The organism is Pseudoalteromonas sp. P1-13-1a (assembly GCF_001401875.1).
In the GTDB taxonomy this organism is placed as follows: Bacteria; Pseudomonadota; Gammaproteobacteria; order Enterobacterales; family Alteromonadaceae; genus Pseudoalteromonas.
Genome location: NZ_LKDV01000039.1, coordinates 1 through 14,499 on the forward strand (window position 1 = coordinate 1; position 14,499 = coordinate 14,499).

Annotated in this window: 14 protein-coding genes and 1 tRNA gene; 2 read left to right on the top strand and 13 right to left on the bottom strand. The window is 39.6% G+C overall.

Annotated features, from left to right (window positions below):
- The first annotated feature begins 576 nt into the window (after window positions 1-576).
- Window positions 577-2,475, top strand: coding sequence for an acyltransferase family protein (locus AN391_RS17705; protein ID WP_055016620.1), 1,899 nt, complete (start codon window positions 577-579; stop codon window positions 2,473-2,475).
- Between the two features lie 55 nt (window positions 2,476-2,530).
- Here AN391_RS17705 and AN391_RS17710 read toward each other — a convergent pair whose 3' ends face one another.
- Together AN391_RS17710 and AN391_RS17715 are read right to left on the bottom strand one after the other, a co-directional pair.
- Window positions 2,531-3,313: a YdiY family protein gene (locus AN391_RS17710; RefSeq protein WP_055016621.1), complete on the bottom strand. Its 783-nt coding sequence runs from the start codon at window positions 3,311-3,313 to the stop codon at window positions 2,531-2,533.
- A gap of 27 nt (window positions 3,314-3,340) precedes the next feature.
- Window positions 3,341-4,159, bottom strand: a complete 819-nt coding sequence (locus tag AN391_RS17715) for a mechanosensitive ion channel family protein (protein WP_055016622.1) — start codon at window positions 4,157-4,159, stop codon at window positions 3,341-3,343.
- 284 nt (window positions 4,160-4,443) lie between these two features.
- On the opposite strand from AN391_RS17715, the gene AN391_RS17720 reads away from it, so the two are divergent.
- Window positions 4,444-4,519, top strand: a tRNA-His gene (locus tag AN391_RS17720).
- Window positions 4,520-5,040: 521 nt separating this feature from the next.
- Here the strand turns inward: AN391_RS17720 and AN391_RS17725 are convergent.
- From AN391_RS17725 to AN391_RS17775, 11 genes are all read right to left on the bottom strand, one after another.
- The gene (locus AN391_RS17725) at window positions 5,041-6,468 is read right to left on the bottom strand and encodes an NAD-dependent succinate-semialdehyde dehydrogenase (protein WP_055016623.1); all 1,428 of its coding nucleotides are present in this window, start codon (window positions 6,466-6,468) and stop codon (window positions 5,041-5,043) included.
- Between the two features lie 204 nt (window positions 6,469-6,672).
- Window positions 6,673-7,011 (bottom strand): ISC system 2Fe-2S type ferredoxin, encoded by a 339-nt coding sequence (gene fdx / locus AN391_RS17730; protein WP_055016624.1) that lies wholly within the window; start codon window positions 7,009-7,011, stop codon window positions 6,673-6,675.
- Between the two features lie 10 nt (window positions 7,012-7,021).
- Window positions 7,022-8,884: a Fe-S protein assembly chaperone HscA gene (gene hscA, locus AN391_RS17735; RefSeq protein ID WP_055016625.1), complete on the bottom strand. Its 1,863-nt coding sequence runs from the start codon at window positions 8,882-8,884 to the stop codon at window positions 7,022-7,024.
- Between the two features lie 41 nt (window positions 8,885-8,925).
- Window positions 8,926-9,453, bottom strand: a complete 528-nt coding sequence (gene hscB / locus AN391_RS17740) for a co-chaperone HscB (RefSeq protein ID WP_055016626.1) — start codon at window positions 9,451-9,453, stop codon at window positions 8,926-8,928.
- 81 nt (window positions 9,454-9,534) lie between these two features.
- Window positions 9,535-9,858, bottom strand: coding sequence for an iron-sulfur cluster assembly protein IscA (gene iscA, locus AN391_RS17745; protein WP_004585773.1), 324 nt, complete (start codon window positions 9,856-9,858; stop codon window positions 9,535-9,537).
- A gap of 9 nt (window positions 9,859-9,867) precedes the next feature.
- Window positions 9,868-10,251 (bottom strand): Fe-S cluster assembly scaffold IscU, encoded by a 384-nt coding sequence (iscU, locus tag AN391_RS17750; protein WP_055016627.1) that lies wholly within the window; start codon window positions 10,249-10,251, stop codon window positions 9,868-9,870.
- A gap of 42 nt (window positions 10,252-10,293) precedes the next feature.
- Window positions 10,294-11,511, bottom strand: a complete 1,218-nt coding sequence (locus tag AN391_RS17755; RefSeq protein WP_055016628.1) for an IscS subfamily cysteine desulfurase — start codon at window positions 11,509-11,511, stop codon at window positions 10,294-10,296.
- A gap of 24 nt (window positions 11,512-11,535) precedes the next feature.
- Complete coding sequence (iscR, locus tag AN391_RS17760; protein ID WP_055016629.1) at window positions 11,536-12,027, bottom strand: Fe-S cluster assembly transcriptional regulator IscR; 492 nt, start codon at window positions 12,025-12,027, stop codon at window positions 11,536-11,538.
- 219 nt (window positions 12,028-12,246) lie between these two features.
- A complete protein-coding gene (gene trmJ, locus AN391_RS17765) occupies window positions 12,247-12,975 on the bottom strand; it encodes a tRNA (cytosine(32)/uridine(32)-2'-O)-methyltransferase TrmJ (RefSeq protein WP_055016630.1) in 729 nt (242 codons plus the stop codon).
- Window positions 12,976-13,566: 591 nt separating this feature from the next.
- Entirely contained in the window at window positions 13,567-13,944 is a 378-nt protein-coding gene (locus AN391_RS17770) for an MbcA/ParS/Xre antitoxin family protein (RefSeq protein WP_055016631.1), read from the bottom strand.
- A 139-nt stretch (window positions 13,945-14,083) separates the two neighbouring features.
- Window positions 14,084-14,488 carry a hypothetical protein gene (locus tag AN391_RS17775; protein WP_152967912.1) on the bottom strand — a complete coding sequence of 135 codons (405 nt, stop codon included), beginning with the start codon at window positions 14,486-14,488 and terminating at the stop codon, window positions 14,084-14,086.
- Window positions 14,489-14,499: the final 11 nt, after the last annotated feature.

Consider the following 14,499-nt stretch of genomic DNA (forward strand, 5'->3'; position numbering starts at 1 on the left):
CCGCGTCCTGCTCACGCTCCTTACCTACATCCGTGTAGGCAAAGCTTCCGCGTCCTGCTCACGCTCCTTACCTACATCCGTGTAGGCAACAAAGAGTAAGTTGTTTCTAAATATAACTTTTCGGGTAGCCATTTTTTCAGTTTATTCTATATTCCCCTCTATTCATTGAGGGATACATATATTCAGCCTTACCCAAATACAAAGCACACAGCAACTAACTCAACCCTCTTAAGTTATACCAATCCGCACTAATATCTAATCATTTTGTAGGGCTAAACGTGTCGCTATCTGCGTTAAAAGATTCTCATTTAGGACAACTAAATAGCGAATCTTTTGCCTTGCTATCAACACGTTTTTCCATCCTTAAAATAGATCACTTACTTATGCGAATTGCTACTAATAAAACCATGGGATTTTATATATTCACTCATAAAGCGAACTCTTTAATCCTTAATAACATAAACTTTAGCATCGATATAAAATGTCCTTTAGCTACGCCAAACTTTACGCTTTTGCTTAGAGTTAATCTTATATATATACTTGCAACATATTTATTATGGACAGTTCTTTTTATTTATGCAGTTTAGAAAAGATATTAATGGACTAAGGGCTTTTGCGGTAATAGCCGTTGTACTATTTCACTTTAATCCAGCCACGCTATCTGGTGGATTTGCTGGTGTAGATGTTTTCTTTGTTATTTCTGGTTATTTAATGACGGGAATCATTTTCAAAAAGCTGGATACTAACAGTTTTTCTCTATTAAGCTTTTATTTAGCTCGCGCTCGTAGAATTATACCTGCTTTAGCCACACTTTGCTTAGCACTGCTTATTTATGGCTGGTTTTTCTTAATCCCCTCTGAATTTCAATTACTTAGTAAACACACTAGTGTAAGTATGGGATTTGTTTCTAATTTAGCTTATTGGCGAGAGTCTGGCTATTTTGATGCTATTTCACACGAGAAATGGTTATTGCACACGTGGTCTTTATCTGTCGAATGGCAATTTTATATCATTTACCCTGCATTATTACTTTTATTAAACAGAACGTTTACTCTTAGTACAATCAAAAAAATCTTACTCTGCTCAACCATTGTTGGATTTTTATACTGTATATATGTTAGTTACGCCTCTCCAAATTTAGCTTATTATTTTTTGCCATCGAGAGCTTGGGAAATGATGATTGGTGGTCTTGCTTATTTGTATCCCTTCAAATTTAATAGCAAGTTAAAGAAAACACCTCAGTTAGTGGGTGTAACTCTGATAATCGCTAGTTATACATTTATTGACGAAACAAACTATTGGCCTAGTTTTTTAGCTTTAATGCCTTGTCTTGGTGCATACCTAATTATTATTGCAGGTGATAATGATAGTTTTTTAACTGGAAACTATATTTTTCAAAAAATAGGAACATGGTCTTACTCTATCTATTTGTGGCACTGGCCCTTAGTTATTTTTTACTATGAACGTTCAGGAGGGCATGGTTCACCAATAGTTTACATTTTACTATCTGTGGTTTTCGGAGTGCTCTCTTATAGGTATATTGAATCAATTGACTTCAAACAACCAGCCAATTTGTCATTTATAAATATTATTAAATTTAAACCTGTTTTAATGACGCTGTTTATCGCCCTTCTCTCTGTAGCTATTTATTCCACAACTGGCGCTGACTTAAAAGCTAGAAGTGCAGCTCAATCTGATACGGCGCTTTATTTAAAAAGATATCAAAAAGCAAGTTACGTCTCTAGCTTTGTAAAGCAAGCATATAGATCTGAATGTAACTACTATGATGGTAGTCTAGCAAAAATAAATATTGCAAACACATGTACGAATGGCGGCAGTGGCGGTATTTTTGTATGGGGAGACTCACACGCTCAAGCATTAGGGTACGGGCTTAGAAAAACTCTACATAGAGTAAATTTCAATCAAGTAGCAACTTCTGGCTGTAGGCCTCTGGTAAAAGAGGATAGTGTGAGCAAAGGAGAGTTCAAAAAAGCATGTGATAGATCTAACAAAAAAGCGGCTGAAGCTATTTTAAAGATTCACCCTAAGGTAATTGTATTAGCGCAAAAGTTAGACCACCATAAAAATGATTTTTTTGAAATAGTGGCGTTTTTGGAAAGAAACAACATTAATGCTCAAATTATATTGGCAGGGCCGGTACCTCAGTGGAGGCCTTCACTACCCAAAGCAATTGTTAAGCGCCATTTCGATGTTCAAGAAAAATATATAGACGATATATACTTTGTTAAAGAAACCACACAAGTAAACACAATATTGAAGAAGCTCTATAATAACTCTTCGATACAATACGTATCGATTATAGATACACTTTGTTCTTCGGATCATAAATGTTTAGCTAAAGTTGATGACAATAACACCCCTTTAGTTTGGGACTATGGACACCTCACATTAGAAGGTTCCATATATATTGCAGAGAAAATTTTTCAACCCGTTTTAAATAAAGCTTTAAAATAAAAAAGGGACTTTCGTCCCTTTTGTCACTTAACTGTCATTAAATACGTTTGTTTGGTTAAAAACTATATACTAACGTTAATGACGTCTCTGTATCTGTACTTTCTTCGTCATCAGCAACATCTGAGTTGTTGGTAACATTAAAAGCGACTTTCATTTGTAGCGAGCCATTTATTTTAGTTAGCAGTGCCGTCTCAGAACGCGTTTTGGTGTTTGAATCACCGTACTCAACCGATACAAGTTGAGTAAAACGTGCGTTGTCTGAAATTTGCCAGTTATAGTCTAATTTACCTAAAGCAATTACTTCACTGTCGCTTTCACCTGCAAGTAGGTTACCATCTTCGTCAACTTGGGTGCTGTCATCTGAGTATTCAAAAAATTTGTAACCTGGACCAAACTCAGCACTTAACCACATATCTGGCTGGTCGACTAAACGTAAGCCGTAACCTGCAGAAATTACAGATTCAGTTCTATACGCGCCAAAATAGTCTGAAACGTGTGAACCATAAATGAATAAATGAGAGTTTTCTTCATTTAACTTGTAATTACCTTGAGCAGACGCTGAGTACTTTTCGTTGGTGCGTTGCTTTTCTTTATCACCGTTGTCATCTTCAACTTCATCTTCTTTATAGATGCCGTCGATTTTGTACTCGTTGTTCCAGTTTTCTAGGTGATGTAATACCTTTAAACCGCCTTTTAACGTTGTAGTTTCAGTGTTACCGCTCGTGACGATAGCACCAAGCTCACTTGTTACTTCCCACGTTTTTTTCTCAGCGTCTTCTGCGAATGCGTTAGTTGCAGCAGAGGCTGCAACTAAAAGTGTTAAAAGCTTTAATTTCATTAAAAATAACCTATTTAGTACTTAGAATTAGTCTTGCTTGTGTAAATGTACATCCATTTGCGGATATGGAATTGCAATATCTGCATCATCTAATGCAATTTTAATGTTCTCTAATAATGACCAGTAAGTCGGCCAGTAATCGCCTGAGTTTACCCAAGGACGGACAATAAAGTTGACGCTTGAGTCTGCCAGTTCAGAAACTGCAACAGTGTAAGCAGGATCTTTAAGTAAACGAGACTCTGCGTCAAGTACTGACTGTAATACTTCTTTTGTTTTTCGTAAGTCGGCTTCGTAACTTACACCAATAACTAAATCGATACGGCGGGTAGACTCACGAGAGAAGTTAGTAATAGCGCCCGACATAATTTGTGAGTTTGGCACGATTATAACTTTGTTATCTGGAGTACGTAGTTCTGTAGAAAATATTTCTATTTTTTTAACTGTGCCCATTTTACCGCCGGCTTCAACAAACTCACCAGATTTAAATGGACGAAGCAATATAATAAGTACGCCTGATGCAAAGTTAGACAGCGAACCTTGAAGCGCTAAACCAACAGCTAAACCAGCAGCACCTAAAATAGCAATGAACGACGTAGTTTCGATGCCTATTTGCGAAAGCGCCATTAAAATAGTCGCAGCAAATACAATAGCGTAAACTATACTCGATACAAACGAGCCTACCGCTTTATCTACTTTCTTTTTATCGAACGCTTTTTCTGTTAAGCCAGCACAAAACTTAGCAATGCGGCTACCAAGTAAAAAGATAACTAATGCTATAACAGCTTGAATGCCGTAGTGTAAAATTAAACCTGAGTTTTCGTTTAGCCAGGTAAGTATTGAATCCATAGTAACTCCAAATAGTTTTTATTAAGCAATTTCCCGCACGTAATTATACATTAATTTACATTTTATTCTCATTAAATAGTAAATTATAATTAGCAAGTTGTTGTTTTAGTGTTTTTTTAAGCCACTTTTAGCCCGCGCATAGAGTACATACTCTTTATGAACCTTTACTGATAACGAAGTAAATTTATGAAATATTGATTTTTTTTGATTTTTTTTAGTTTTAGGCTTCACAACATTTATTATTTTATGTATTATGCGCGCCACACCAAACGAGGTGTGTAGTGGCGGTTGTAGCTCAGTTGGTAGAGCCCCGGATTGTGATTCCGGTTGTCGCGGGTTCAAGCCCCGTCAATCGCCCCACTTTTTTCTTTTGTTTTTTCATATAATCTTCCCTACAATATCTAAATAAATTATTAATTTATTACTCTCAACACAAAAAACTTTCACACTCATTTTATTTATATTCATTTTTTAACTGCGCTTTAAAATAGCTCCCAACTTAGATCTCGTTTAAGTTTTTATTTTAATGTCTCAAGGAATTACTTTTAAAAATAGGCGGGGTTAAATCAAGGAAGTAAGTGAAAATGTTGTTTGAGACCGTAGAGCTGAGTCAACAAGCTATAAAAAATGCCACCTTGCGGTGGCATTTACACACGGGTTATTTCTACAAGTAGAAATTCTTTTTATTTTTGATTACTTTTAAACAAAAATTATGCCGTAAATGTAGCACTAAGGCCTATATCTAGCAATAAAAAGGTGGCCTGTAGTTATAAACCTGTACCAATGCGCAATATACAGTACTTAATTAAGCGAATTGCTATTAGTAACCTAAACCGTGCTGAATAAACCAATTTTTTATGGTTTAAGTGCCTTAGCGTTTTTTAAACCTTGATACACACGTATTTTTCTTCAAGGTATTCATCAAGCCCTTGATGGCCGCCTTCTCGGCCTAATCCTGATTGCTTAACGCCTCCAAACGGTGCTACAGGGTTAGATATAACCCCTTCATTAACGCCAACCATACCAAACTCTAGCCCTTCGCTAATACGGTAGATTTGCTTGATATTTTGGCTATAAAAATATGCTGCTAAGCCATAAGGAACGTCATTAGCAAGGGCTAGCACCTCGCTTTCCTCATCAAAAGGAATAACCGTTAATACCGGGCCAAATACTTCTTCGTGGTATATATCCATTTCGGTCGTTACGTTAGTCACAATGAGCGGGTTTTGAAAGCTGCCGCCTAAGTCGCTGTTATCCCCTATTAGCTTTGCGCCTTTATCAAGTGCATCTTGCACAAGCTGCTGCACTTTCTCTTTGGCTTTTGGGTAAATTAGCGGGCCAATATCTACCCTATCTTCAAACCCATTTGCCACATTTAACGCGGCTACTTTAGGGGTAATTTTATCAAGCACTTCATCTAAAATACTGCGCTGAATAAAAATGCGGTTTGCAGCTACACAAGCTTGGCCGCTGTTTCTAAACTTAGCCGCCATAAGGCCTTCAATTGCTTCGTCTATATCGGCATTATCAAAAATAATAAACGGTGCATTACCACCAAGCTCCATAGATGTACGTTTAATTGTATCAGCACATTGCGAAAGCAGCTGTTTGCCCACCCCAGTAGAGCCGGTAAAAGTAAATTTACGCACCACTTCTGAGTCTGTCAGCATTTTGCCTACTGTTTTTGCATCTTGCGAAACCAACACATTGAAAGCGCCTTTAACAAACCCTGCCTGGTCGGCAAGATGCGCCAATGCTAGTGCGCATAAGGGCGTGTATTCTGAAGGTTTTAACACAAAACTACAGCCTGCAGCATATGCTGGCGCCACTTTACGCGTTACCATTGCAACCGGAAAATTCCACGGTGTGATACCTGCTACTACGCCTACAGGTTGCTTAAAGCTCGTTAATCTATGTGTATCGTCGGTTTGGGGGATCACATCGCCGTAACTGCGTTTGGCTTCTTCTGCAAACCACTTTATAAACCCAGCGCCGTAATCTATTTCACCTAATGACTCTTTAAGCGGCTTACCTTGCTCTTTGGTCATTAGCTCTGCAAGGGTTTGCTTGTGTTTTATTACTAAATCATACCAGCGCATGAGCGTCTCACTTCGCTCAGTAGCATTGGTTGACTTTAATTTAATGAATGCGCCTTGTGCTGCCTTTATTGCACTATTAACGCCTTGCTCATCTATATCACTTACTTCAACAATAGTTTTTTCGGTAGCAGGATCGTCAACGCTAAAACGTTTATTGGTTTTGTAAAATGCACCATTAATAAACGAGTCACTGAAAATAAGATTACTCAAAATGGACCTCCGCAATAGTTATATGGGTTTGGTAAAACACGTAGCAGCGGGTTCACCCCGCGACCGTGATATCAAGCTAAAAAACGTAAACATTCAATTTTAAAAACGCGACGTAAAGTCGCTGCTACGTGCTCACGCGGTTTCTCAAACAAAAAAGCCGCTGTAAAAAACAGCGGCTTTTAAAAAATTATCGTTAATTAAAAACTAATGCTCTTCATTAACGATATTGAGATTGTACTTTGGTATTTCAACCACTAAGTCTTCATCTTTAATCACTGCTTGGCATCCTAAGCGTGATTCTGGCTCTAAGCCCCATGCTTTATCTAACATGTCGTCTTCTAGCTCGTCGCTTTCATCTAGTGAGTCAAAGCCTTCGCGAATTACTAAGTGGCACGTGGTACATGCACACGATTTTTCACATGCATGGGGAATACTAATGCCATTTTTAAGGGCCACATCAAGGACTGTTTCGCCCTGTGGCGCTTCTAGTGCTGCACCGTCAGGACATAATTCCGGATGGGGAAGAAAAATAATTTGTGGCATTCTAACCTCTTTAAACGTTGTCTACTGACTGCCCTGTAAGGGCTTTTTTAATTGATGCATCCATTCTGCGCGAGGCAAAATCGCTGCTAGCGTTATCTACTTTTTCAATTGCGGCTTTAATATCACTTGGTTGTGTCGCTGTTTCGCGCACCTTAGCAAGCTCGCTTATTTCAGCTCTTAAATTAGCAAGCTGAATATCATCAAGCAAATCACCATCCGTCGCAAGTGATGCTTCTAGCGCTTCTATAACACGAAGAGCTTCAACTTGCTGCTCTTTAAGCATGCGTGCTTGCATATCGTCTTTAGCATTGCTCATTGACTCTTTTAGCATGTTAGCCACTTGGTCATCAGATAAGCCAAACGAAGGTTTAACTTGTATTTCAGCTTGCACACCTGTTGATTTTTCCATTGCTGATACACTCAGCAAGCCATCGGCATCCACTTTAAAGGTAACACGAATATGTGCAGCACCTGCAGCCATAGCCGGTATGCCTTTTAAACTAAATTTAGCGAGCGAGCGGCAATCGTCAACCAGTTCGCGTTCACCTTGAAGTACGTGTAAAGACATAGCTGTTTGGCCATCTTTAAACGTAGTAAATTCTTGTGCTCGAGCCACAGGAATAGTGGTATTACGCGGAATTATTTTTTCAACTAACCCACCCATCGTTTCAAGTCCAAGCGACAGTGGCAATACATCAAGTAATAGCATGTCAGAATCAGGCTTGTTGCCCACTAATACATCAGCTTGTAATGCGGCACCTAATGCCACAACGCGATCAGGGTCGATAGATGTAAGCGGTTCTTTTTCAAAAAAGCTTTCCACTTGGCTGCGAACCAGTGGCATACGTGTTGAGCCACCTACCATTACAACCTGCAGCACTTCTTCGTTTTCAATGCCAGCATCTTTTACCGCACGGCGACACGAGCGAAGCGTTTTTTTAACAAGCGGCATAGCCAACTCGTCAAAAGTCTCGCGTGTAACTTCTACGGTGTGTTTTTGCTCGTCAAATTCAAGTACTACATTCACTTTTGCGTACTGGCTCAGTGCTTCTTTACAGGCTTTTGCTTTATTTATAAATAAGCGCAGCACAGAAGGCGATAATGTAGAAATACCGGTTTGCTGCTTAAAGTAGTCCACCAATAACGCATCGAAATCATCACCGCCTAAGCTTGAGTCACCGCCGGTAGCCATTACTTCAAACACACCTTGGTGCAAACGAAGTATTGAAATATCAAAGGTGCCTCCACCTAAATCATAAACGGCGATAATGCCTTCTTGGCCTGAATCTAAACCATAGGCAACTGCCGCAGCGGTTGGCTCGTTTAATAAGCGCAATACGTTTATGCCCGCAAGCTCGGCTGCATCTTTAGTGCTTTGACGTTGTGCATCATCAAAGTAAGCCGGTACGGTTATGACAGCACCTAAAATGTCTTGGTTACCAAAACTTTGCTCTGCACGTGCTTTTAATGCTGATAAAATATGGCTAGAAGCTGTTACAGGGCTTATTTTTCCAGCTGCTGTTTGAATAGCTAGTGAACCGTTGTCTTCACAAAATTGATAAGGTAGCTGGCCATAACTTTGTTCAATTTCAGCTTGGGTTTTACCTAAAAAACGTTTAACTGAAATTAGGGTGTTTGCTGGGTCTTGTGTTGCTGCTTGTGCAGCTTCAGTACCGACTGTTATACCACCGGCTTGATAGCGTACAACCGATGGCAGCATGGCAGCACCAAGCTCATCTGTTAATGTACGGGCTTCGCCACTTTGTACCGTTGCTACCAATGAATTTGTGGTGCCTAGGTCAATTCCTATAGCTAATTTATGTTCATGTGGTGCCGCGCTCTGCCCCGGCTCAGCAATTTGCAATAATGCCATAATGCTCTTTTAACTCGTGTTGCTCGCTTTACAGCAAGTAATTAATCGTCAAATAAACTGTCTTCAATGCGCTCAAGCTCGTCTTTCAGTTTATATACAAACTTTAATTTGCGAATATTATCAGCAGCTTGTTGATATTGCGCCTCATCGTTACTTGCAAGTTGCTCGGCAAGTTCATTACTGTACTGGGCTTTTAATTGTTTTATTTGTGATTCAAAATTAGCAATTGCGGTATCAGGGTCACTCGCCGATGCAAGCTCTTCAAGCTCTTCACGCAGCTCCATTTGCTGCATTAAAAACATTGGATCTTGCAGTGTTTGCTGCTCTGCACGAATATCAACACCTAACTCACTTAGCATATATTCGGCCCGTTTAACTGGGTGCTTAAGTGTTTGTAGGGCATCGTTAATTTCAGCCGTGCTTTGTACAGCCATCAACTTATCGCGACTACTCGCATTAGCCTGACGATCAGGGTGCACTGCGCGTTGCAGCTCAAGGTAGTGCTTATTTATTGTGGCCATGTCGATATTATAATCAACAGGTATCGCAAATAACTCAAAATAACGCATAACTTCAACCAATATAATTCACAAATAATAAAGCCCTACAATTACTGGCAGGGCTTATAAATACTACGAAGGTAGTTGAGCTTAAACGGTAAAACTTTCGCCACAACCACACTCATCGGCTTGGTTAGGGTTATTAAATTTAAACCCTTCATTTAAACCTTCTTTGGTGTAGTCAAGCTCTGTGCCATCGATATAAACCAAGCTTTTAGCATCCACAATTAATGTAACGCCTTTAGCTTTAAAGGTTTCATCGTCTTCGTTTAGCTCATCAACAAACTCAAGTACATAAGCAAGACCTGAACAGCCCGTCGTTTTAATGCCAACGCGCAGGCCTAAACCCTTACCGCGGTTTGCTAAAAATGATTGTACGCGGTTTGCTGCCGCATCTGTCAATGTCACTGCCATGAGTATCTCTTACTTCGCTTGTTTGCTTTTGTAATCAGCAATTGCTGCTTGAATTGCATCTTCAGCTAAAATTGAACAGTGAATTTTCACTGGTGGTAATTCAAGCTCTGCACTGATATCAGTGTTTTTAATGGTTGCTGCTTCGTCTAGTGTTTTACCTTTCACCCACTCTGTTACCAGTGACGATGAAGCAATTGCACTACCACAACCGTATGTTTTAAATTTAGCATCTTCAATAACGCCTTCAGACGATACTTTAATTTGCAATTTCATTACGTCACCACATGCTGGTGCGCCAACCATACCCGTTGCCACTGACGGATCGTTTTTGTCAAGAACGCCCACGTTACGTGGGTTTTCTACGTGGTCGATTACTTTATCACTATAAGCCATAATTCTATCCTCATTACCTGCTACGGTAGATGCTCACACGTATTAGTGGTGAGCCCATTCAACTGAATCTAAATCAATACCTTCTTGATGCATTTCCCACAAAGGAGACATCTCGCGTAGGCGACCGATAGAGTTTTTAATTAATTCAACGGTGTAATCAATTTCTTCTTCGGTAGTGAAACGACCAATACTGAAGCGAATTGAACTGTGTGCTAGTTCGTCGTTGCGACCAAGTGCGCGCAATACATATGAAGGCTCTAAACTTGCTGATGTACACGCAGAACCAGACGATACCGCTATATCTTTTACTGCCATAAGTAGCGACTCACCTTCAACAAAGTTAAAGCTGATATTCACAATACCTGGAACAGATTGGTCTTGTGCGCCGTTAAAGTATACTTCGTCCATATCAGCCATAATGCCATCAATTAGGCGCTTACGTAATGCACTGATATGTGCGTGATCTTTTTCAAAATCTTGCTTAGCAATTCTAAATGCTGCACCCATACCTACTAGCTGATGCGTTGCAAGTGTACCTGAACGCATACCACGTTCGTGACCGCCACCGTGCATTTGCGCTTCTAAGCGAGCACGTGGTTTACGACGCACATAAAGTGCACCAATACCTTTAGGACCGTATACTTTGTGAGCAGAGAACGACATAAAGTCAACTTTAAGTTGTTGCACATCGATTAGTACTTTACCTGCGCTTTGTGCTGCGTCTACGTGGAACATTATCTTACGTTCACGACACATTTCACCAATGGTGTTAATGTCTTGAATTACACCTAGCTCGTTATTTACGTGCATAATGCTTACAAGTACAGTGTCTTCACGCATTGTTTCTTCAAGCTTTTTAAGATCTAGTAGGCCGTTCTCTTCAACGTCCATGTAGGTTACTTCAAAGCCTTGACGCTCGAGCTCACGACACGTGTCGATTACTGCTTTGTGCTCAGTTTTAGCGGTAATAACGTGCTTACCTTTCTTTTTGTAAAACTGCGCTGCACCTTTAATTGCAAGGTTATTTGATTCTGTAGCGCCCGAGGTGAAAACAATTTCACGTGGGTCGGCATTAATTAAATCGGCAATGTCAGTACGCGCTTGGTCAACTACTTCTTCAGCTTGCCAACCAAAACGGTGCGAACGTGACGCAGGATTACCAAAATTACCGTCCATTGTCAGGCATTGCATCATTTCTTTTGCAACACGCTCATCAACAGGCGTGGTCGCTGCGTAATCTAAATAAATCGGTAACTTCATTTCTCTCTCCGCTGCAGGTCAACTTTATAGTTGACAGCTTACTTGAATGTTTTCCAACTGCTTAATTGCATTATTGATGCTGTTGTCTTGGCGAGATGCAATTTCTTTTACATCTGACTTTTCCACCAATTCAGCTAAGGTAATATTATTTAAAAACTCTTCGATGCGTGCGCTTAAATCAGACCATAAGCTGTGAGTTAAACACCGCATACCACTTTGACACCCGGTATCGGCACCTTGGCAGCGTGTTGCATCTACCGATTCGTCTACAGCGCTAATAACGTCGCCAACAGAGATAACCGTGGCTTCTCGACCTAGCAAATACCCCCCGCCAGGACCACGAACCGAGCTCACTAGGCCATTCTTACGTAAACGGGCAAATAATTGCTCAAGGTAAGACAAAGAAATTTCTTGTCTTTGTGAAATATCAGCAAGGGCTACAGGGCCTACACTCGCATGTAGTGCAACATCCAGCATAGCTGTTACGGCATATCTGCCTTTTGATGTTAACTTCATAACGCCCCCCGCACAAAAGAGTGCAAATTTTAATTACCAGAGTAAAATAGTCAAGTATTATCACTTGATAAAAATTTGATTAAGAACCTTGTTCTATTAACAAATTTTTAATACTTGACCTTTTTGGTCAAGTATTAGGTGTATTGTAATTACCTGAGTGTTTTAGTCAAGTATTAGCTCGTTATTTACCCGCAGGTTTTTATAACCAAATGCTATACCTTACTTAGGAATAGATTTATTAATTGAGGTAAGAATACCGCGCAGTATGTTTAGCTCAGCCTCTTCTGGGCGAGCTCGGTTAAACAAACGACGTAGCTTAGTCATCACTAAACCTGGGTGCTGCTTAATAATAAAACCAGTGTTATCAAGCGTCTGTTCTAAATGCTCGTAAAATAACTCTGTTTGTTTTGAACTAGGATAAGCAGTCTCATCGTCTGCTTGCTCTGCCTTTGGCTGCTGATTTAAAAACGCCATACGCGTTTCGTAGCTTAGTGTTTGCACGGCCATAGCTAAATTAAGCGAGCTATATTCAGGATTTGCAGGAATGCATACATGGTAGTTACACAGTTGTAGCTCTTCGTTGGTCAATCCGCTATTTTCACGACCAAATACAAGTGCTACTGGGCCATTCGCCGCCTCAGCAACTAGCTTTTCACCGCACTCACGCGGCTCGACCATAGGCCAAGACAACGTGCGCGAGCGTGCGCTTGTGCCAATTGTTAATGCACAATCGGCAATGGCATCAGCCACGGTATCAACAATAACCGCATTGCCTAATACATCGGTAGCACCGGCTGCAAGCGCGCTTGCATGGCTATCTACTTCACAAGCAGGGTCTACTAAATAAAGCTTTGATAAGCCCATGGTTTTCATGGCGCGGGCCGCCGAACCAATGTTGCCAGAGTGTGAGGTGTTAACTAAAACGATGCGAATATCATCTAAGATCATTGCTGTGCTACTTTTCTATGCCAAAAAATTGTGCGAATTCTAACATAAAACAGCAATAAGATCCTAGATTGTCGCTGCAAGCAAAGCGTGACATACACTGGGTCGGCATATCAATAACTTACAAAAAACCTACAACCATACACCGACATAAAATACAACCATACAATGACATAGTGGCCAGCGACACTTAAGCAACTTTAGAATTTTTTGAATTCAGCAAAATGTGGCACTTTGATTGAGATTTATTAACTAAAGTCCACACCTTAAATTTAAGTAGGTTTAGATTTAGGTAAACACCTGAATGATTAAAATGAATTACATTAAGTCTGAAGAATCCTTAATTCATAAATATAGGATTAATGCATTGGATATTTAGGGTTTGTGCTCAAATAAGCCCCCGAAAAATGGCTCATATAGTTATCTAGGTTAACACTATCAAAAACGGAAGTTTACTTCCGCAATATAGCAATATAAGCGTATAAACCGGAAGCTTTCTTCCGTTTTATACTTTAAGATTATAAGCCGGTGTCTAGTAAAAGCTGGAAAATCCGACTTCTATTCAAACATTAGGCGACCCACTTTACAATAACACTATAGCCTCGCATCTAAATAGTGTCTTACATTACGCAAATTTACTATTTGTCCAGTAGCCATTAAATCCAGCGCTGAAGAGCCATTAAAGTCCTCGTTTGGCTTAGTGAGCCACTCATTAGCCTGCGCTATTTTAGGAAATAGTATTCTTAAGTTTTTATAAACACCGAAAACATAAGAGATACGTTTCAGCACATCATAGGTTAAGGTTGATGCATTACCTCTTTTCCATCTCACGAATATAAACTTATCAGGGCCACCGATGAAAATACGTTGATTCTCTTCACTAACACACCATACTTTCATGATGTTAAAAAATGTTTTTAAAGCTACACTAGCCGACTTAGCTGATTTTAGATCCATATTTGAAAAGTTCATTTTAAATTGTGTGTTGCCATTAATAAAATAGCCTATTTATAGCGTGCTTTTGAGAAGGTTGTAAACAAGTAAGGCGACTTAAAAGCCAGTTGACACAACTAGCTATTATTGAGTTCACTTGTTATACGTAATGTACACCTTACTTAAAGATTACACCTTTACCTTTAGTAGTGAACATTTTACCAATGATTAACTCTGTTTCAGTTAATTCGTAAGGTACGACAACGACAACTGAATAACCACTAACGTGATCTAAATCTACAGCAATTGAATCAGAGCCATTAACCATAACGTCATAAACCAAAGCTGACGCAATAATTTCTTTGGCTTGAGCTGAATCGATGTAGTGATTTTTAAGTAAGTCGATTAATTCTGATGATTTAGGTTTTTCTTCACCATTTGAAGCAGACAAGTTAACTTGTTCGCCATTTGGTTTCATTATTTCACCAAATGGAAAGAACTCTTCATTTTCCAACAAAAGTTGTTTAGCTATTGGAAATACAGCATCAAATAACTTTTGAGTTTCAACTTTTCCTTGTTCCATATTACTTCCAA